This window comes from Rhizobium sp. WW22, assembly GCF_047041135.1.
Taxonomy (GTDB): domain Bacteria; phylum Pseudomonadota; class Alphaproteobacteria; order Rhizobiales; family Rhizobiaceae; genus Rhizobium.
Genome location: NZ_CP178198.1, coordinates 2,326,461 through 2,344,448, shown reverse-complemented (window position 1 = coordinate 2,344,448; position 17,988 = coordinate 2,326,461). Strand labels below are relative to the sequence as shown.

Annotated in this window: 18 protein-coding genes; 5 read left to right on the top strand and 13 right to left on the bottom strand. The window is 60.5% G+C overall.

All coding sequences use genetic code 11. The annotated features are described in order from the left end of the window. Window position 1: 1 nt before the first annotated feature. From ACK83U_RS11560 to ACK83U_RS11545, 4 genes are all read right to left on the bottom strand, one after another. Window positions 2-658, bottom strand: a complete 657-nt coding sequence (locus ACK83U_RS11560) for a methionine ABC transporter permease (protein ID WP_112335006.1) — start codon at window positions 656-658, stop codon at window positions 2-4. Next, window positions 648-1,733, bottom strand: coding sequence for a methionine ABC transporter ATP-binding protein (locus ACK83U_RS11555; protein WP_112604331.1), 1,086 nt, complete (start codon window positions 1,731-1,733; stop codon window positions 648-650). The genes ACK83U_RS11560 and ACK83U_RS11555 overlap by 11 nt, the downstream gene beginning before the upstream one ends. Before the next feature lie 125 nt (window positions 1,734-1,858). Beyond that, window positions 1,859-2,707 carry a MetQ/NlpA family ABC transporter substrate-binding protein gene (locus ACK83U_RS11550; RefSeq protein WP_112335004.1) on the bottom strand — a complete coding sequence of 283 codons (849 nt, stop codon included), beginning with the start codon at window positions 2,705-2,707 and terminating at the stop codon, window positions 1,859-1,861. Between the two features lie 209 nt (window positions 2,708-2,916). Then, window positions 2,917-3,420, bottom strand: a complete 504-nt coding sequence (locus ACK83U_RS11545) for a cupin domain-containing protein (protein WP_112604333.1) — start codon at window positions 3,418-3,420, stop codon at window positions 2,917-2,919. Window positions 3,421-3,749: 329 nt separating this feature from the next. Between ACK83U_RS11545 and ACK83U_RS11540 the strand changes: the two genes are divergently transcribed. After that, window positions 3,750-4,139, top strand: coding sequence for a hypothetical protein (locus ACK83U_RS11540; RefSeq protein WP_112604335.1), 390 nt, complete (start codon window positions 3,750-3,752; stop codon window positions 4,137-4,139). A 57-nt stretch (window positions 4,140-4,196) separates the two neighbouring features. Here ACK83U_RS11540 and ACK83U_RS11535 read toward each other — a convergent pair whose 3' ends face one another. Beyond that, a complete protein-coding gene (locus tag ACK83U_RS11535) occupies window positions 4,197-4,610 on the bottom strand; it encodes a carboxymuconolactone decarboxylase family protein (RefSeq protein WP_112335001.1) in 414 nt (137 codons plus the stop codon). Between the two features lie 331 nt (window positions 4,611-4,941). On the opposite strand from ACK83U_RS11535, the gene ACK83U_RS11530 reads away from it, so the two are divergent. Further along, window positions 4,942-6,219 (top strand): L-fuconate dehydratase, encoded by a 1,278-nt coding sequence (locus ACK83U_RS11530; protein ID WP_112604337.1) that lies wholly within the window; start codon window positions 4,942-4,944, stop codon window positions 6,217-6,219. A 73-nt stretch (window positions 6,220-6,292) separates the two neighbouring features. Here the strand turns inward: ACK83U_RS11530 and ACK83U_RS11525 are convergent, their stop codons facing one another. The 4 genes from ACK83U_RS11525 to ggt form a co-directional block, all read right to left on the bottom strand. After that, window positions 6,293-7,846 (bottom strand): VOC family protein, encoded by a 1,554-nt coding sequence (locus ACK83U_RS11525; protein ID WP_112604339.1) that lies wholly within the window; start codon window positions 7,844-7,846, stop codon window positions 6,293-6,295. A 127-nt stretch (window positions 7,847-7,973) separates the two neighbouring features. Further along, the gene (locus ACK83U_RS11520) at window positions 7,974-9,428 is read right to left on the bottom strand and encodes an MFS transporter (protein ID WP_112604341.1); all 1,455 of its coding nucleotides are present in this window, start codon (window positions 9,426-9,428) and stop codon (window positions 7,974-7,976) included. Between the two features lie 183 nt (window positions 9,429-9,611). Further along, on the bottom strand, window positions 9,612-9,758 hold the full coding sequence (locus ACK83U_RS11515) for a hypothetical protein (protein ID WP_162708018.1): 147 nt from the start codon (window positions 9,756-9,758) through the stop codon (window positions 9,612-9,614). A gap of 19 nt (window positions 9,759-9,777) precedes the next feature. Further along, entirely contained in the window at window positions 9,778-11,520 is a 1,743-nt protein-coding gene (gene ggt, locus ACK83U_RS11510) for a gamma-glutamyltransferase (RefSeq protein WP_112605564.1), read from the bottom strand. 275 nt (window positions 11,521-11,795) lie between these two features. Here ggt and ACK83U_RS11505 point away from each other — a divergent pair, with 275 nt between their 5' ends. Beyond that, window positions 11,796-11,978, top strand: coding sequence for a hypothetical protein (locus ACK83U_RS11505; protein ID WP_112334997.1), 183 nt, complete (start codon window positions 11,796-11,798; stop codon window positions 11,976-11,978). 17 nt (window positions 11,979-11,995) lie between these two features. On the opposite strand, the gene ACK83U_RS11500 is transcribed toward ACK83U_RS11505, so the two are convergent. Continuing rightward, window positions 11,996-13,261: a glycerate kinase gene (locus ACK83U_RS11500; RefSeq protein WP_112605567.1), complete on the bottom strand. Its 1,266-nt coding sequence runs from the start codon at window positions 13,259-13,261 to the stop codon at window positions 11,996-11,998. A gap of 211 nt (window positions 13,262-13,472) precedes the next feature. On the opposite strand from ACK83U_RS11500, the gene ACK83U_RS11495 reads away from it, so the two are divergent. After that, window positions 13,473-13,901, top strand: coding sequence for an OsmC family protein (locus ACK83U_RS11495; RefSeq protein WP_112604343.1), 429 nt, complete (start codon window positions 13,473-13,475; stop codon window positions 13,899-13,901). A 242-nt stretch (window positions 13,902-14,143) separates the two neighbouring features. Here ACK83U_RS11495 and ACK83U_RS11490 read toward each other — a convergent pair whose 3' ends face one another. The 3 genes from ACK83U_RS11490 to ACK83U_RS11480 form a co-directional block, all read right to left on the bottom strand. Beyond that, complete coding sequence (locus tag ACK83U_RS11490; protein ID WP_112604345.1) at window positions 14,144-14,686, bottom strand: hypothetical protein; 543 nt, start codon at window positions 14,684-14,686, stop codon at window positions 14,144-14,146. Between the two features lie 22 nt (window positions 14,687-14,708). Further along, on the bottom strand, window positions 14,709-16,055 hold the full coding sequence (locus ACK83U_RS11485; protein WP_112604347.1) for an LLM class flavin-dependent oxidoreductase: 1,347 nt from the start codon (window positions 16,053-16,055) through the stop codon (window positions 14,709-14,711). A 137-nt stretch (window positions 16,056-16,192) separates the two neighbouring features. After that, on the bottom strand, window positions 16,193-17,104 hold the full coding sequence (locus ACK83U_RS11480) for a LysR family transcriptional regulator (RefSeq protein WP_112604349.1): 912 nt from the start codon (window positions 17,102-17,104) through the stop codon (window positions 16,193-16,195). Between the two features lie 122 nt (window positions 17,105-17,226). On the opposite strand from ACK83U_RS11480, the gene ACK83U_RS11475 reads away from it, so the two are divergent. After that, entirely contained in the window at window positions 17,227-17,967 is a 741-nt protein-coding gene (locus ACK83U_RS11475) for an SDR family oxidoreductase (protein WP_112605570.1), read from the top strand. Window positions 17,968-17,988: the final 21 nt, after the last annotated feature.

Below are 17,988 nucleotides of genomic sequence, written 5' to 3'. Positions count from 1 at the left end.
GCTAGCGGCGGTCGAGCCGGTTGGCTAAGCGATCGCCCAGCCATTGCATGCCGCAGACCAGAATGATCAGTACGACGACGACGGCGATCATGACGCCGGTTTCGAAGCGCTGGTAGCCGTAGCGGATCGCAAGGTCGCCGAGGCCGCCGCCGCCGATGGTACCCGCCATCGCGGAAGCCCCGATCAGAGTCACCAGCGTCACCGTGAAGCCGGCGACGATGCCGGGCATGGCCTCGGGCACCAGCACTTCGCGGATGATCGTCCAGCGATTGCCGCCCATGGCGCGCACCGCATCGATCAAGCCGCGATCGACTTCACGCAGCGAGACCTCGGCGATACGGGCATAATAAGGGATCGCGGCGATGGTCAGCGGCACGATCGCCGCCGTTGTGCCGAGCGCCGTGCCGACGATCAGCCGTGTCAGCGGGATGAGGGCAATCAGCAGGATGACGAAAGGCACGGCGCGGAAGCCGTTGACGAGCGCGGCAAGGACGCTGTTGATCGCAGGCTGCTCGGCAATGCCGCCGCGACCGGTGACGACGAGGGCGAGGCCGAGCGGCAGGCCGATGACCAGGGAAAGGAGGCCGGACGCAGCCGTCATCCAAATCGTCTCCCAGAAGGAGCGCCAAAGCAGGCCGAGGATCACATCAGTTGTCATAGCCTAAAACCTCCACCCGGGCGGAGCGGGCTTTCAGAAAATCGCTGACCTGCGCCGGCAGATCCGGATCGCGCGTCGGGACGGCGACGAAGAAACGGGCAACGGGTTGGTTCTGGATGTGGTCGATGCCACCGTGAACCAGGCGAAAAGAGCGCGGCAGGGCAGCCGAGAGTTCTGCAAACAATGCCCCTTGCGCGGCCGGACCGGCAAGATCGACGCTGAGGATCGCTTCGACGCCTGACGTCGGCGATAGGCGGGCGGCGATGTGCTCGGGAAGCTGCGGGCGGATGCCGCCGAGCAGGCTTGCCGTGATCTCCGTTTCGGGGTTGGCGAAGACCGTCCATACGGAGCCGTCCTCGACGATCCGTCCGGCATCGATGACCGCGACGCGGTCTGCGATCGAGCGCACCACTTCCATCTCGTGGGTGATGAGTAGGATCGTCAGGCCGAGCTTGCGATTGATATCCTTCAGCAGTGCGAGGATCGACCGCGTCGTTTCCGGATCGAGCGCCGACGTTGCTTCGTCCGACAGCAGAAGCGCCGGGCGGGCAGCTAGTGCGCGGGCAATACCGACACGCTGTTTCTGGCCGCCGGAGAGGGCGGCGGGATAGGCTTTTGCCTTATCGGCGAGGCCGACAAGATCAAGCAGCTCGCGCGCCCGTTGCAGCCGTTCGGCCTTGGCCACCCCCTCGATCTTCAGCGGTAGGGCGATGTTTTCCTCGACGGTCTTTGCGGACAACAGATTGAAATGCTGGAAGACCATGCCGATGCGGCGACGTAGCGGCTGCAGTTCCTTTTCCGAGAGGCGTGCGATGTCGCGGCCTTCGATATGGATCTCGCCGCTATCGGCGCGCTCCAGCCCGTTCAGGCAACGGATCAGCGTCGATTTACCGGCGCCACTGCGGCCGATGATGCCGACGATCTCGCCACGGCGCGCGGTCAGTGAAATTCCATCAAGCGCAGGCGTCGTGCCGAACCGGCGGCGAACATCGACCAGGCGGACGATTTCGTCGCCCACCGCTCGTTCGGGCGGCGCCTGTCCGTCGATTGATGTGGCCGGGATGAAGGAATTCATGTCTGCTTCCCAATCTTCTTTTTGCGTTCGGCGCGGGTTGAGCGTGGCTTTAAACATCAAAGGCGGCCCGGGCAAGATACCCCGGCCGCCTCGCCGCTCAGCGCGGTCCCCGCGCCGCCTTTACATCAATAGGCGCTGATGCCCGTTCCCTTGTAAACCTTGTCGAACTCTGCCTTGACGGCGTCATTCTGGTAAGCCGCAACCAGCGTCTTAACCCAGGCCTCATTCTCGCTGCCCTGCTTGACGGCGATAAAGTTGCGGTAGGGGTTGCCGTCGATCGGCTCCTGCGCAATGCGATCCTTCGGGGTCAGGCCGCTCTTCAGCGCCCAGTCGGTGTTGACGACGGCTGCGTCCAGGTCGTCGATCGAGCGGCCGACGATGCCGGCGTCCAGTTCCTTGATCTCGACGTTCTTGGGGTTTTCAACGATGTCGGCGGTTGTCGCGAGAATGCCGGTGCCATCCTTGAGCTTGATCACGCCTTCGTTCTGCAGCACGCGCAGTGCGCGGCCCTCGTTGGACGGATCGTTCGGTACGCCGATGACCGCACCCTTCGGAAGCTCTGCCACGGTCTTGTATTTCTTGGTGTAGAGGCCGATCGGCCAGACGCCGGTATAGCCGACGCTGACAATGTGGTAGCCGTGCTGCTTGATCTGATTGTCGAGGTAAGGCTTGTGCTGGAAAGCGTTGGCATCGATTTCGCCGCGCTCGAGGGCTTCGTTCGGCTGGGTGTAGTCGTTGAAGACGACCGTCTCGATCTTCAATCCTTTCTTGGCGGCTTCAGCAGTCACGACACGCCAGACATCTTCGTCTTCACCGCTGATGATGCCGACCTTGATTGTCTTGTCTGCCGCGAAAGATGGCGTAGAAGTCGCCGTCCAGCCGAAAACGGCGACAGCGGAGGCGAGGATGGCAGCAAGGCCGGCGCGGCGGGAAAGGCGCAGCGCGTCGAAACCTCTAGAAAGCTTTTCAGTCATGGGAAATCCTGTTCCTGATGATCGAGATCAATATCTCGTGACGGCTTAATCATCTCAGACGCGTGTTCGCGCTGCCAAGCAGGATCATGCGTTGTGCGCCGCACTTCTGAAAAACTCTTTTCAGTGCGGTGCAAAGCGCAAACTAATTTTCTATAAATATTGTGGATTATTTATGCGGCAAATAAGATTTTGCCTGAAAAATGTGCAGATTAACGATGGATCGGGTCCTTCCAGAGGACTTCTTCCGGTTTTTCCACCGGTTCGATATCCAGATTGACAACGACCGGTTCCTGCCCGGAGCGAACGAGAACACATTCCAGCGTTTCATCGCGGCTGGCATTGATCTCCTGATGCGGCACGTAGGGCGGCACGAAGATGAAATCGCCAGGGCCGGCTTCGGCGACGAATTCGAGGTTGTCACCCCAGCGCATCCGGGCCTTGCCCTTGACGACGTAGATGATGCTTTCGAGGTCGCCGTGATGGTGAGCGCCGGTCTTGGCATTGGCGTGGATCGTCACGGTTCCCGCCCAGATCTTTTCAGCGCCCGCGCGCGCATGATTGATCGCGGTCGCGCGGTTCATGCCGGGGGTTTGTGCGGTATTCGGATCTAGCGCGTTGCCGGGAATGACCTTGATGCCGTGTTCGCGCCAATCGATGGGCTGAGGGTCGTGATCATGCCCGTCGTGATGCTGATGTTCATGATCGCCGCACATGGCGTTCCCTTTGCTCCTGGGAGAGATTCGCGCGCCTTTCCTCGGCACCCGGTAATTTCATACTACGCGAAGTCATTCAAAAATAAAGAGAATTACAGAAAATTCTTAAAGAGGCTTTTCAAGTCGAGATTAATCTATAGACTTGATCAAGTTAAATGACCGGTGGGAACATTTCGTGTGTGTCCCGCGTTGCGCCGGTCACGAGATGGTTTGCCGCGCCACGCCCCGTTCTTCCGGCGCGCCAAGCTGACGAAGCAGCGCTTGGGTCTCGGAGGAGAGACCATCCAATTTCATACATGCGCCGGACTTCCAATTGAAAGGAGACAGACATGTCGAATGCCTTGCCGCCCCTTCATGAGGGTCATGCACCCATCACCCTGCAGCAGCTCTTCCGCGAAGCGCTCTATGCCTTCGAGGAATGGGACAGCGAAGTAACCGAACCGATCGTGACGTTCGAAGGACGCATCCATCCCATCAGCGTTGTGTTCGAAGCGATGCGCGAATGCACAGACATTGTGCCCAACAACATTGTCTCGGCCGTAACCGAGCGGCTAACCAAGCCCTGGGAGGGCGAAGGCCCGCTTGACACGATGACCTTTTCGACGGCTGCCCGCGTGATGGGCGTTCTCGTTCGCAAAAGGCTGCTCGCCGCGAATAACGGCCTCAACGTTGCCGCCCTTGCTGCAGACGCTCAGACGACGGAAAAATCCGATCGCTGAAAAGCGAAAGACCGTTTAAGGAAGGCCCGCCGGCACGCCCGCGGGCCTTCTGCATTTTCAGCGTTTGCGGACATCGAATTCCGGATCGACGGGGATCTGCATCGCCGTGACCAGATGGTTCGTTTGTCCGGCAAGGCCGATCACCGCCAGCAGTTCGGCGTGCTGGGCATCGGTCATCCCTTTCGCCTTCGCGGCAGCCGTATGGGAATGGATGCAATAGCTGCAGCCATTGGCGGTGGAGACGGCAATGTAGATCATCTCGCGCACCAGCGGATCGAGCGCGCCTTCCGTCATCATGACAGCTTTCAGCCCTTCCCAGGTGCGCTTCAGCAGTGCCGGGTCGTTCGCCAGGCCGCGCCAGAAATTATTGACGAAATCGGATTTTCTCACTGCGCGAATATCGTCGAACACCGCCTTCACGACCGGGATCGCCTCTGCCTCCGCATCATCGAGCAATTTAACCGTTGCCATTCCCTGCATCTCCTTCAGCAAATCCATTTGGGTCGGACAATAGCGCATTTTGTGGCGCTGGCGGCAGCATAGAGCCCGAATTCATGCTGTCTTTTTGATTGCAAAAATCATGCATATGTGAAAAAACTATTCACATAAGAAAAGTAGGGCTCTCTGCAGAAACGACGGCAGGGTTAGAAGGAGAGGCGCTTTGAGGACGCATCCGCCTATCCGCATCGGCAGGTGATTGCTGAAATTCGAATGTGCAGCTCGCATAATGTGACCCTCTGGGAGGAGTTCGACCTCGGGTTAGAGGTTGAGAGGTCGCGATGGATTTAGAAGGAGTTTTCCAATGACGCGCATCACCAATCTTCGCGTTTTCGATTTGCGCTTCCCGACATCGCAGAGCCTCGATGGTTCGGACGCGATGAATCCGGATCCGGATTATTCGGCAGCTTATGTCATCCTCGACACCGACAAGCCGGGCCTTGCCGGCCACGGCCTGACCTTCACCATCGGCCGCGGCAATGACATCTGCTGCATGGCAATCGAGGCGATGCGGCATCTGGTCGTCGGCACCGAACTTGCGACGGTTCTGGAAAACCCCGGCAAATACTGGCGGCATCTGACCAGCGACAGCCAGCTGCGCTGGATCGGCCCGGAGAAGGGGGCGATGCATCTGGCAACCGGCGCTGTCGTCAATGCCGTCTGGGATCTGCTCGCGAAAGAGGCCGGCGAGCCGGTCTGGCGGCTGGTTTCGGAGATGAATGCCGAACAGATCGCCGATATCGTCGACTATCGTTACCTGACCGATGTCCTGACCCGCGACGAGGCCGTTGCCATCCTGAAGAAGGCGGAAGCCGGCAAGGCCGCCCGAATCGCCACGCTCGAGCGCGAGGGCTACGCCTGCTACACGACATCAGCCGGCTGGCTCGGTTACGACGATGCCAAGCTGCGCCGCCTGTGCCAGGAGGCGATCGATGCCGGCTTCAACCATGTGAAGATGAAGGTCGGCCGTGATCTCGAAGACGATATTCGCCGTCTCACCATTGCCCGCGAGGTGATCGGCCCCGATCGTTACCTCATGATCGACGCCAACCAGGTCTGGGAAGTCAATCAGGCGATCGACTGGGTGAAGAAGCTCGCCTTCGCCAAGCCCTTCTTCATCGAAGAACCCACAAGCCCTGACGATGTTGCCGGACACCGCAAGATCCGTCAGGCCATCGGCCCGGTGAAGGTCGCGACCGGCGAGATGTGCCAGAACCGGATCATGTTCAAGCAGTTCATCGCCGAGGGCGCGATCGACATCGTGCAGATCGATTCCTGCCGCATGGGTGGCCTCAACGAAGTGCTGGCGGTGCTGCTGATCGCCGCCAAGTATGGGTTGCCGGTCTGGCCGCATGCCGGCGGCGTCGGTCTTTGCGAATATGTGCAGCATCTGTCGATGATCGACTATATCGTCGTATCCGGCACAAAGGATGGCCGCGTCATCGAATATGTCGATCACCTGCACGAGCATTTCATCGACCCCTGCATCATCCGCGATGCAGCCTATATGCCGCCGAGCCTTCCTGGCTTCTCGATCGAGATGAAACCGGAATCGATCGCGGAATATACGTTCAAGGGTTGAGCCCCAACTGTATTCGTCAACGCAAAAGCCCGCCAGATCGCGGGCTTTTGTCTTTCTGCTCAAGAGGTCGGTTTCAGGCGGACTTGTTGAGCCACTCTTGAATGACCGGCACATCGGCATCGTCAAACTCATGACCGGCGGGAACCGTTGCAAGTTCGACCTTTGCGCCGCCATCGCGCAGGCGTTCGGCCAATGGCTGAGCGTATGGGCCATACAGATCCTTCTTCCCCGCGACCACCAGCATATCGGCATCGGACATGTCAGCCACCGGCGGATTTTCGAGCACGGCCATCGAGCGTAGCAGCACGGCGCGGCGGATGAGATGCGGGTGCAGCGACAGCATGGCGTTCAGCAGGTTGGCGCCGTTCGAATAGCCGATATAGACGATGCGATCCGGATCGAGGCCATAGGCATGGATCGCGCCGTCGATGAAGGCAGCAAAGGCTTCGGCCTCGCTGGCGATATCCGCCTGATCGAAGGACATCGGCCCATTGCGGCGAAACCAGCGCGGCGCTCCTTCCTCCAGCGCACGGCCACGCACGCTGAGCAAGGTCGCATTGGGATCGATCTCGTGACCAAGCGGCAGCATCGTCGTTTCGTTGGCGCCGGAACCGTGCAGCAGAATGAAGACATTGCCGTTCGGCTCATCGGGTGTGAAGAAGCGATGGATGAAGGGCAGGTCGCGATAGATAACGCGCGGCTCTCCGGGCATGGAGAACTGCGGCAGGATCACGTTCAGCTCGGCCAGAAGCTTCGGATTGTCGCCGGGAGCGAAGAGGCGCGTGCCGAGCGCTGGTTCGTCCTCGTCGATCAACATGCCAGGCGCATCCGTGGCGAGTTCGAACACGATCTGGCCAGGTTCGCGGACATAGAGCGAGCGGAAATATTTGCGGTCATGCATCGTCGTCGGCCCGGAATCGATCGCCTGCAGGGCGGCGTGGACCGACTGCAATTCCGCATCGTCGGCGGCGCGAAAGGCGACATGATCGACCGTGCCCGTACCCGGGGCGCTCGCCCAGAAGCCGCGGGCATCGCGGATGTCGAGGATATCGCCAGGCTCCGAGACGAGTCGGCTGATCGCCCCGCTGGTAGTAAGCGGCCGGTAGTCGAAATGGTCGACCAAAATGGCCTGCGTCTCCTCGGGCGTTTCGCTGAATAGCGTTGCGCCGCGGACACGGCGGATCGCGTGCTCCTGCGGAATGGTGTCGCTTGCCCATGGAGCAGTTGCCTGCAGGGCATTGGTCCCGACAAGCTTGACGATGACACCGTCCGGATCCTTCAGCCGAAGTACAGGTTCGCCGAATTCCTCCGATGGGCCTTCCGGTTTGAGGCCGGCACTCAGGGCACGCGTCAGCCAGAAACCGATGCTGGCGGGATCGATGGCGAGAGAGATTTCGCCGATCTGCCCGACGCCGGCGCGGCCGGGCGAACCATCCTCCCAGACAAGGAAAGTAATCAGCGAGCCGGGCGAGCCCTTGGCGTCGCCATAGAGGAGATGAAGCTGGGTGGCGTCTTCAAAGCCGCCGGTGCGCTTGACTAGGCGCAGGCCGAGGAAGCCGACGTAGAAATCGACATTCGCCTGGACCTTGCGGGTGATCAGCGTGATGTGATGGATGCCGGCGACCATGGGATGCTCCAGATTGTTATTCGTTCTGGTCGCTATTTAGGTCGCCGCCACTGTTCAATGCAATGCACCGCCCGTGGAGGCACTGTTCACAAAAGACGCTATTGCCGCAGTTGGCGAGAGGCGAGCATCAGTGCTCGGCGAGGCTGTCTTCCGGTGATTTGCGGCGGTGGCCGCTGATTTCCGAACCGGCTGTGCGCGAGAAGCTGGCGTTCCAGATGACAGCGAGAAGCGCAATGGCCGTGACGACGATGAAGGCGACGGAGAAGTCGACCATCTCCGGCTTGGCGTGACCAAGGAACTGTGTCGAGCCATGCAGCGCCAAGGCGGCGACGCAGATGCCGAGAGACAGCATCAGTTGCTGGAAGGTCGAGTAGAAACTCGTCGCAATGCTCATGCGGTCGCGCTCGATCTCGTCATAGGCAATCGTGTTGTAGGCCGTGAACTGGAACGACATGAAGAAGCCGCAGAAGAACAGGATCACGAAGATGACAGGCAGCGGCCAATCCGGCTTGAAGATGGCGCACATGCCATAGCCGAGCGTGCCGATGAGGCCGAAGATGATAAGGGCGGTGCGGAAGCCGAGCGTGCGCAGGATGCGAACCTGAAAAGGCTTCATCGCCATGGAGCCGAGAGCGGTCGCAATGGCGATCTGGCCGGCAGCGGCGGCCGAAAGACCAAAGCCGAGCTGCAGCATCAGCGGGATCAGGAAGGGATGGGCGCCCTGGCTGATGCGCGTCAGCGAACCGGCGATGACCGAGGTGCGGAATGTCGGCACCTTCATCAAGGAGAAATCCATGATCGGCGAGGGATGCTTGCGGGCATGGCGCAGATAGGCGATGCCGAAGAGCAAGCCGACGGAGATGAGGAAGACAGCGAGATAGCCTTCGCCCTCGCGGCTCGACATTTCGAAGCCGAAGAGCAGCGATCCCAGCGAAATGCCCGAGAGGATAAAGCCGGAGAGATCGAAGCGGCCGGTGCGGGGGCCTTTTACCTCCTCGATGAACATCGTCACCAGAATGAAGCCGATGATGCCGATCGGCACGTTGATGTAGAAGATCCAGCGCCAGTCGAGATAGGTCACGAACAAGCCGCCGACCGGCGGGCCGAGAATGGGGCCGACGAGCGCCGGGATCAGCAGCCAGGACATGGCGTTGACCATATCCTTGCGGGCGACGCTGCGCATCAGCACGAGGCGACCGACGGGCAGCATCATCGCGCCGCCGAGACCCTGAAGGAGGCGCGCGATCACGAGGAAGAACAGGTTCGGCGCTTGCGCGCAGAGAAGCGAGCCAACAACGAAAACCGCGATAGCGGAGCGGAAGACTGTGCGCGATCCGAAGCGATCGGCGATGGCGCCGCTGGCGGGAATGAAGATCGCCAGGCTGAGGAGATAGGATGTCAGCGAGATACTCATAGCCGGCGCGCTGACGCCGAAGTCTCTCGCCATGGTCGGAAGAGCTGTTGCGAGCACGGTCGCGTCGAGCTGTTCCATGAACATCGCGCTTGCTACTATAAGCGCTACTACACGAAAATTCGGTGCGGCCCGCCGGGTGGGGGCGGCCTGAAATATCTGATCCGACATTGTCGGGGATCGCTCTCGATGGTGCGGTGGGGTCGTAAGACAGAACCGCAAGTCTGGTCATGGCGCGAAGGCCTATTTGAACGGCGGTTTGTATACTCCTGCTTGCACGCGATTGCTATATCAGAAATCGCAAATCCCATTCATGGGATGAAAAAAATGACGCACATGCAGGGGCAAACGGCATCAAATGAACGTGAGGTGAATGAATGGGCGCGATATCGCGCCGAAATGCTCACGCTTGGTTTTTTCGCGTAAAATAATGTGCTCGTCGTGATAGCCGTTAAGCCCGAAAAAGACCGGCGCTGCGATGGCGATACCGGTCTGATTCATGTTCTCAGACTTCCTGCGATCAGTATCCGGCTGCTAATCCGGAGCCGGCGCGGCTGTCCACGGCGCCGTTGTAGCGGGCACCACCGCCCTTGGCGATGTCGCTAAGGCTCTTGCCGCCGACAAGGATGCCGGCTGCCTGGCCCCACATCGGCCAGCTATTGTCCACCTGAACCGTGTAGCCCATGCCGGTCAGAAGCTTGATCGTATCGGGCGAAAGCGCACGCGGCTCGATGTAGACCTTATCCGGCAGCCATTGGTGATGGATGCGCGGAGCATCGATCGCCTCCTGAATGTTCATGCCGAAATCGATGACGTTGATGATCGCTTCCAGCGTGATGGTGATGATGCGCGAGCCGCCGGGGCTGCCGATCACCATGAAGGGCTTGCCGTCCTTGGTGACGATCGTCGGGCTCATGGATGAGAGCGGCGTCTTCTTTGGCTGAATGGCATTGGCCTCGCCCTGCACGAGGCCGTAAAGGTTGGGCACGCCGGGCTTGGAGGTGAAGTCGTCCATCTCGTTGTTCAAGAGGATGCCAGTGCCGGGTGCAACGACGCCGGCACCGAAGGAGCCGTTCAGCGTATAGGTGACGGCGACTGCATTGCCGTCATTGTCGATGATCGAATAATGCGTTGTTTCGTGGCTTTCGCCGAGGCCCTTGGGCATCAGATCCTTGGAGACGCCAGCCTTATAGGGCGAGATGCCGTCGCGGATCTTCTGGGCATAGGCCTTATCGAGCAGCTTGCTGACGGGGTTGTCGACGAAGTCGGGATCGCCGAGCGCCGAATTGCGGTCGACATAGGCGTAGCGCATGGCTTCGACCATGGAGTGGACCGTGTCGGCCGAGGCGTAGCCGGTATAGGAGAGCGGATAGCCTTCCAGCACATTGAGGATCTCGCAGATGATAACGCCGCCGGAGGAGGGCGGCGGCGAGGAGATGATCTCGTAGCCGCGATAATTGCACTTCACGGGCTCGAGCTCGCGGACCTTATATTGTTCGAAATCCTGGTTTGCGAGAATGCCGCCCTTATCCTGGCTTGCCTTGACGATGGCGTTGGCGACCGGCCCCTTGTAGAAGCCATCCGGTCCCTGATCGGAAATGCCGGATAGGGCATTGGCGAGATCCGGTTGCAGCAGCTTGTCGCCTGTCGCGAAGGGTTTTCCATCCGCCTTGGTGAAGATCGCCGCGGTGGCCGGATCGCGCGAAAGCCATGCCTTGCCCCCGTTCAGTTCGGCAGCATCGGCCTGGTTCAGCGTGAAGCCTTCCTTGGCATAACGAATGGCCGGCGCGATCAGATCCTGGCGGGACTTGGTGCCGTATTTCTCGCGGGCCGTCTCGAAGCCCATGACTGAGCCCGGAACGCCGACGGCGAGATAGCCGTCCGTGCTGGCGCCTTTGACGATATTGCCCTTGTCGTCGAGATACATGCCTTTAGTCGCCGCTAGGGGCGCGCGCTCGCGGAAGTCGAGGAAGGTCGTCTTGCCGTCGCGCATGCGGATGGTCATGAAGCCGCCGCCGCCGATATTACCGGCTGTGGGGTAAACGACGGCCAGCGCATAGCCGACCGCAACGGCGGCATCGACGGCATTGCCGCCATTCTTCAGCACTTCGACGCCGACATCGGTGGCGAGATGTTGAGCCGTGACCACCATGCCATGCTCCGCCTCGACCGGCGGCGGCGCGGCAGCTCTGGCGCTGACGGAAAAGAGAGCAAATGTGACCAGGGTTACCGACGAAATCGCCCGCTGGCGGAAGTGGCGCATGATGAATATGCCTCCCATTGTTATCTTGATGGAAAATCGCCAACGAATGACATGGCGTCGCGCGCGAAAATGGCGATATCCGCTGTCACAATTTTTTAATGGAGCGATCCCATCGCGGCCGGAAGCCGGCGCACTATGTCTTCCATGCACTACTATGGATAATTTCGGTCCTCCTGCCGCGCGGAAAATCGCTTCGCACTTGCAATATTTCTTTTATTAGTTGAATCTATTTTAGATTGTTGCTTGTCGAGGCGAGTATTGCGTGGAGGGTAATCATGGCCGTGACGAAGCTCGAGCAATGGAAGAGCGAGCGCAGGATCAAGACCAGGCCATTCATCGTTGGCGAAAGGACGCATGTCGTGGAAATCGAATGCGACCATTGCAGCCGACGTTTTCTTCGATGGGCATCGACGGCAGCCGCCTATTGGCGCTGTGACGATTGCACCGCAATTATTTAAGCTACCCGTTCCGGGGGTTACGCGATCAGGATCGCGCGGAAGTCGTTGACGTTCGTTCCCGTAGGGCCGGGGACGAAGAGATCGCCGATCGCGTTGAAGGCCGTCCACGCATCGTTGTTTGCCAGGATCTCAGCCGGAACCATTCCAGCCTTGCGCAGCCGTGCCACGGTGCTCGCATCTGCAAAGGCGCCGGCATTGTCCTCGCTGCCGTCAATGCCGTCCGTGTCCGCAGCCATGGCATGAATGCCGGTATGGCCGTCGATATCGATGGCCAGCGACAACAGGAACTCCGAGTTTCGCCCGCCCTTGCCTTTGCCTTTCAAGGTCACCGTGGTTTCGCCGCCTGACAGTAGCACGATCGGCTTGACGAAGGGCCGGTTGCGATGAAGCACCTCGCGGGCAATCGCGGCGTGGACATGCGCAGCTTCGCGGGCCTCGCCCTCGACGGCGTCGGAGAGGATGGCCGCTTCGATGCCGGCGGAACGCGCCACCTCGGCGGCAGCTTCCAGCGAGACACCGGCAGAGGCGATGACATGCACTTCATTGCCGGCAAAACGAGGATCGTCCGGGCGGGGCGCATCCGCTTCAACTTTCTCCATATGGGCGAGAACGGCCGGCGGCAGTTCGATGCGGTAGAGGCGGATGAGATCGAGCGCTTCGGCGCGCGTGCCGAGGCCGGGTACGGTCGGGCCGGAGGCCACGAGAGCTGGATCGTCGCCGGGAATGTCCGAGACGACGAGCGAGACGACCTTGGCGGGATGGGCTGCGGCAGCCAGCCGGCCACCCTTGATGGTCGACAGATGCTTGCGAATGACATTCATCGCCGAGATCGGCGCGCCGGAGGCGAGCAGCGCCTTGTTGACCGCGATTTCGTCCGCAAGGCCCAGGCCGCCCGCTGGCGAGGGAAGCAGCGCCGAGCCGCCGCCTGATATCAGTGCGATCACCAGATCGTCCTCCGTCAGGCCCTCGACAAGTTTCAGAAGCCGACGGGAAGCGACGAGGCCTGCTTCGTCCGGCACGGGATGGGCGGCTTCGATGATCTCGATCCGGCGGCAGGGGGCGGAAAAACCGTATCGCGTCACGACAAGGCCTTGCAGTGGGCCATCCCAGCATTGCTCCAGCGCGGCCGCCATTTGGGCAGATCCTTTACCGGCGCCGATAACGATCGTGCGGCCCTTCGGTTTGGCCGGCAGATGCGTGCGAATGCCGGTCAACGGATCTGCTGCACGAACCGCGGCATCGAACAGCGAGGTCAGGAAGGCGCGGGGATCGGTAACGGTCATATCGAACTGCCTGTCTTCTAGAGCGTTTGTACGCAATTCCGGACGGAAAACCACTACGCATTTTTCCTGAAATTGCTTCTCAGAGCGTGTAACCATTTGGTGGCTTAACTGGCTGGAAGACGCAAGGGCCACGGACTGCAATTGTGTCCTGCGCGATGAATCCCTATGTAGAAGGAAAGGGTTTCCCGCTTTTGTTTCAAGGATTTTCGACATGGCCGAACTGAAAGTGAAGACGAGGCAGACGGGCGCGACCGCTACGGTCGGCCGCACCGGCTTTCCGCATGTGACGTCCGTGACGGGGGGCGAAATCGACATCGTCACTTCGCCATCGCAGCCGGGTTTCAATCCGCTCGACCTGCTCTATTCGTCGCTCTCGGCCTGCCTGGTCTTGAGCGCCCGCATGGCAGCCAGCAGCCTCGGCGTGCTCGACAAGCTCACGGAAGTGACTGCTGTCGTGACAGGGGAAAAGGCGGCGGAGGGCCTTTCTCGCGTCGAGAAATTCAACATCGCCTTCACCATCAAGGGCGATTTCAGTGATGAGGTGCGTAATGCGATCGCGCATGCGGCCGAAGATGAAATCTGCACCGTGAGCAACACGATCCGCGGCAATCCGCAGTTTGAGACGACGATTTCGGGGTAGGGTGCAAGCCCCTCATCCGCCCTGTCGGGCACCTTCTCCCCGTCTTGACGGGGAGAAGGGGATGGCCGCGCCACCACCGTTCCATCTCATCGCCAATATGCGCGAAGTATGAAGATTGCCTTTTCCCCAGGCGAGCGTTTGAGGTTGTCACGAGGTCGCTCCCTCTCCCCGTGAGAACGGGGAGAGGGCTGGGGTGAGGGGCCATTTTCCCCATCAACTCTGTATAATGAGTCTGACGACCGTCACTTCGCCGGAAACTCAAACCCCTCAAGATAAGGTCCAAGCTCCGGATCGATATCCACCTTCACGGCATTGTTGTAGATCGCCGTCGCGATCATAATGCCGGCGAAAGCGACGAGGTTGGCAAGCGTCGGCTCGTCGTAGCGGGCCTTCAATCGATCCCAAATCCCCTCCGGAATCGCGTTGGAATCCCTGACGATCGCCCTGCCGAATTCGATCAGCAGCGCCTCGTCGTTTGTCGGCACAATCGTTTCTGGCGTCAGGCCGGCATTGATCATCGCACGCCGGAAGAAGCCGACCGGGATGATCGAGCGGCATTCGAGTGCGATGGCATGGCAAAGGAGCCAGACGGCGCGATCGTCCAGCTCAGGGCGTAGCTCTTCGCGTAGAGGAAACCATTCCGCATAGATGCGATGCGCCACCGGCGAGTGCAGCAATGTCCGCTTCATGTTCGTCATGCGGCCGCGCAGCTGCACTTCGCGATCATGCTCGGTGCGCACGGCCTCGGAAGCGGTCTCATAGTCGATCGGCGTGATATGGCTCATATCAGTCTCTTATCGCGGGCTGTTACTGCGCTGCCGCAGCCGGTTTCGCGAAGAAGCGGTTTTCCGGGCGCGGCAGGCCGAGGTGTTCGCGCAAGGTCGTGCCTTGGTAATCGCGGCGGAAGATGCCGCGGCGCTGCAGCTCTGGAACGACGCGGGTGGTCACGTCAAGCAGGCCCTGGGGCAGGAAGGGGAAGACGACATTGAAACCGTCGGAGCCTTCCTCGTAAAGCCACTGCTCCATCTCGTCAGCGATGCTCTCAGGTGTGCCGACAAAGGCGAGGCCGGCATAACCGCCGAGGCGTTGGGCAAGCTGGCGCACGGTCAGCTTCTCCGATTCGGCAAGCGCGATGACGCGCTCGCGGCCGCTCTTGCTGGCATTGGTCTCCGGAATTTCCGGCAGCGGGCCATCGGGATCGAATTTGGAGGCGTCATGCCCTAACGCGATCGACAGGGATGCGATGGCGCTATCGTAATGGACGAGGCTATCGAGCTTTGCCCGCTTGGCCTTTGCTTCCTCGATCGTGTCGCCCACAACGATGAAGGCGGCGGGCAGGATCTTCAGATGATCCGGATTGCGGCCGATCGCCTTCATCCGTCCCTTGATATCGGCGAAGATCGACTTGCCGTCCGCCAGGTTGCGCGGCGCGGCGAAGACCGCCTCGGCCGTTTCTGCGGCAAGCTGGCGACCGGCATCCGATTGCCCGGCTTGGACGATGACGGGCCAGCCCTGCGGCGGTCGCGCGATGTTAAGAGGCCCGCGGACGCTCAGTTCCTCGCCCTTGTGCCCGAGGACATGCATCCGCTCGGGATCGAAGAAGATGCCGCTTTCGGGATCGCGGAGAAAGGCATCGTCGGCGAAGCTGTCCCAGAGGCCGGTGACGACATCATAGAATTCGCGGGCGCGATGATAGCGCTCGCCATGTTCCATATGTTCTTCGAGGCCGAAATTAAGCGCGGCATCGGGATTGGATGTGGTGACGATGTTCCAGCCCGCACGGCCGCCACTGATGTGATCGAGCGAGGCGAAGCGACGGGCGATATGATAGGGCAGGTCGAAGGTGGTCGACGCCGTGGCGACGAGGCCGATCCGGTCGGTGACGGCGGCCAGCGCCGAAAGCAGGGTGAAGGGCTCGAAGGAGGTGACGGTCTGGCTGCGCTTCAGGGCCTCGATCGGCATGTTGAGGACCGCGAGGTGATCGGCCATGAAGAAGGCATCTAACTTCGCCTTTTCCAGTTCCTGCGCGAAGCTCTTGATATGCTGAAAATTGAAGTTGGCGTCCGGATAGGCGCCGGGATAACGCCAGGCACCGGTATGCAAGCTGACGGGACGCATGAAGGCCCCGAGCTTCAATTGCTTCTGTTCGGTCATCGGCTCTCTCTCGAAAATCGTCGGGCTATCATGAAGTAGTGACGGCATTGCCCGTAGAGTAATGCACTACGACGTAGGCGTGCCGGCCGCGCATTCAAAGAGCCGATTTCATTTATTTGATTGCTTTCGCGGAATATTCATCCGGCCGGGCTTTCAGCCACGTTCTGTCCGGCAAAAACCTTCACAAGCCAATCTATGAAGACGCGGACCCTCGGCGAAAGCTGGCGGCTGCGCGGATAGAGCATAGAGACGGGCGTTCGAGTCGGTGGATAGTCCTCAAGGACGTGCAGCAGCTCGCCCGATCGCAGGGCTTCCTCTGCGTGGTAGCGCGGGACCTGGATCAGGCCGAGACCGAGCTTGGCCGCCGCGAAGTAACTCTCGGCCGCATTGACCGAGATTGTGGCCGGCAGGGTAATTTCGCGCACGGCGCCATCGATCTGGAATTCCAGCGGCAGCAATCCGCCCGTTGCGGAAGAGTGGAAGCCGATCATCCGATGCCCGTCGAGCTTCTCCGGATGGGCGGGCATGCCGAAACGTTCGACATAGGTGGGCGCTGCAAGCGTCACCTCCTCCAGCATCGCGACGCGGCGGCCGATCATGTCGCTATCCTGCAGCGTGCCGACCCGCAGCACGCAGTCAATGCCTTCGCGGATCAGATCGACGAACCGGTCACCCTCGGTGATCTGCAGTTCGATATCGGGATAGGTTTCGAGGAAGGAAGGCAGGTTTGGCAGAACGAAGTGGCGCGCCAGTGTGCCGTGCACATCAACCCGTAGCACGCCCTTTGGCTTTGCACCGGCAAAGGCGCCTTCGGCATCCTCGATATCGGAGAGGATGCGCAGGCAGCGCTGGTAATAGGCTTCGCCGTCGAGTGTCGGGCTCACATGCCGCGTCGTGCGCTGCAGCAGGCGCACGCCAAGGCGGGTCTCGAGCTGCTTGATCGCGTCCGTCACCGTCGAGCGGGGCAGCCCGGTGTCTTCGGATGCCAGCGTGAAGCTGCGCCGTTCCACGACCCGGCAAAACACACGCATGGCATCGAATCTGTCCATATTATTTGTTCGCTAATTTCGGATAGTGATGCCGATTAATGGTCGATTATCCGCCTCATGAAAAGAGGCATCTTCTCCCCATCGAAACGCGCTACGGCGCAAAGCAACGAAGGATGAGGAAAATGAGCAGCAATTCCAAAAAGGTAGCAATCGTCACCGGCGCATCGCGCGGCATCGGTGCCGCCATTGCAGAGCGTTTGGCCGAAGACGGCCTCACTGTTGTCATCAACTATTCCGGCAGCGAAGCAGCCGCCGAGGAACTCGCTCGCAAGATCGAGGAAAAGGGCGGCAAGGCGCTGACCGCCAAAGCCGATGTTTCCGATGTTGAGGCTGTGCGCCGCATGTTCGATGCGGCGGAAACTGCCTTCGGCGGTGTCGATGTCCTCGTCAACAATGCCGGCATCATGCAGCTTGCCAAGATCGCCGATGCCGACGACGCGCATTTCGACCGCCATATCGCCATCAACCTCAAGGGCACGCTCAATACGCTGCGCGAAGCCAGCAGGCGCCTGCGTGACGGCGGGCGTATCGTCAATTTCTCGACCAGCATCGTCGGCCTCAAGCTGGAAACCTACGGCGTCTATGCCGCGACGAAGGCGGCGGTCGAGCTTCTGACCGGCATCATGGCGAAGGAGCTGCGCGGCCGCTCGATAACGGTCAATGCCGTCGCACCCGGCCCGACGGCCACCGATCTCTTTTTGAACGGCAAGAGCGACGAGCTCATCGATCGCATGGCCAAGATGAACCCGCTGGAGCGCTTGGGCACTCCGCGGGATATCGCCGCCGCCGTTTCCTTCCTCGTCGGCGCGGACGGCGGCTGGATCAACGGCCAGACGCTACGCGCCAATGGCGGCATGATCTGAGCCAACTTGGCGGCAGGGCAA

What these genes read in the sequence shown, in the direction of transcription:
- ACK83U_RS11560 (WP_112335006.1), bottom strand. Translation starts at nt 658, where the DNA reads ATGACAACTGATGTGATCCTCGGCCTGCTTTGGCGCTCCTTCTGGGAG.
- ACK83U_RS11555 (WP_112604331.1), bottom strand. Translation starts at nt 1,733, where the DNA reads ATGAATTCCTTCATCCCGGCCACATCAATCGACGGACAGGCGCCGCCC.
- ACK83U_RS11550 (WP_112335004.1), bottom strand. Translation starts at nt 2,707, where the DNA reads ATGACTGAAAAGCTTTCTAGAGGTTTCGACGCGCTGCGCCTTTCCCGC.
- ACK83U_RS11545 (WP_112604333.1), bottom strand. Translation starts at nt 3,420, where the DNA reads ATGTGCGGCGATCATGAACATCAGCATCACGACGGGCATGATCACGAC.
- ACK83U_RS11540 (WP_112604335.1), top strand. Translation starts at nt 3,750, where the DNA reads ATGTCGAATGCCTTGCCGCCCCTTCATGAGGGTCATGCACCCATCACC.
- ACK83U_RS11535 (WP_112335001.1), bottom strand. Translation starts at nt 4,610, where the DNA reads ATGGCAACGGTTAAATTGCTCGATGATGCGGAGGCAGAGGCGATCCCG.
- ACK83U_RS11530 (WP_112604337.1), top strand. Translation starts at nt 4,942, where the DNA reads ATGACGCGCATCACCAATCTTCGCGTTTTCGATTTGCGCTTCCCGACA.
- ACK83U_RS11525 (WP_112604339.1), bottom strand. Translation starts at nt 7,846, where the DNA reads ATGGTCGCCGGCATCCATCACATCACGCTGATCACCCGCAAGGTCCAG.
- ACK83U_RS11520 (WP_112604341.1), bottom strand. Translation starts at nt 9,428, where the DNA reads ATGTCGGATCAGATATTTCAGGCCGCCCCCACCCGGCGGGCCGCACCG.
- ACK83U_RS11515 (WP_162708018.1), bottom strand. Translation starts at nt 9,758, where the DNA reads ATGAATCAGACCGGTATCGCCATCGCAGCGCCGGTCTTTTTCGGGCTT.
- ggt (WP_112605564.1), bottom strand. Translation starts at nt 11,520, where the DNA reads ATGCGCCACTTCCGCCAGCGGGCGATTTCGTCGGTAACCCTGGTCACA.
- ACK83U_RS11505 (WP_112334997.1), top strand. Translation starts at nt 11,796, where the DNA reads ATGGCCGTGACGAAGCTCGAGCAATGGAAGAGCGAGCGCAGGATCAAG.
- ACK83U_RS11500 (WP_112605567.1), bottom strand. Translation starts at nt 13,261, where the DNA reads ATGACCGTTACCGATCCCCGCGCCTTCCTGACCTCGCTGTTCGATGCC.
- ACK83U_RS11495 (WP_112604343.1), top strand. Translation starts at nt 13,473, where the DNA reads ATGGCCGAACTGAAAGTGAAGACGAGGCAGACGGGCGCGACCGCTACG.
- ACK83U_RS11490 (WP_112604345.1), bottom strand. Translation starts at nt 14,686, where the DNA reads ATGAGCCATATCACGCCGATCGACTATGAGACCGCTTCCGAGGCCGTG.
- ACK83U_RS11485 (WP_112604347.1), bottom strand. Translation starts at nt 16,055, where the DNA reads ATGACCGAACAGAAGCAATTGAAGCTCGGGGCCTTCATGCGTCCCGTC.
- ACK83U_RS11480 (WP_112604349.1), bottom strand. Translation starts at nt 17,104, where the DNA reads ATGGACAGATTCGATGCCATGCGTGTGTTTTGCCGGGTCGTGGAACGG.
- ACK83U_RS11475 (WP_112605570.1), top strand. Translation starts at nt 17,227, where the DNA reads ATGAGCAGCAATTCCAAAAAGGTAGCAATCGTCACCGGCGCATCGCGC.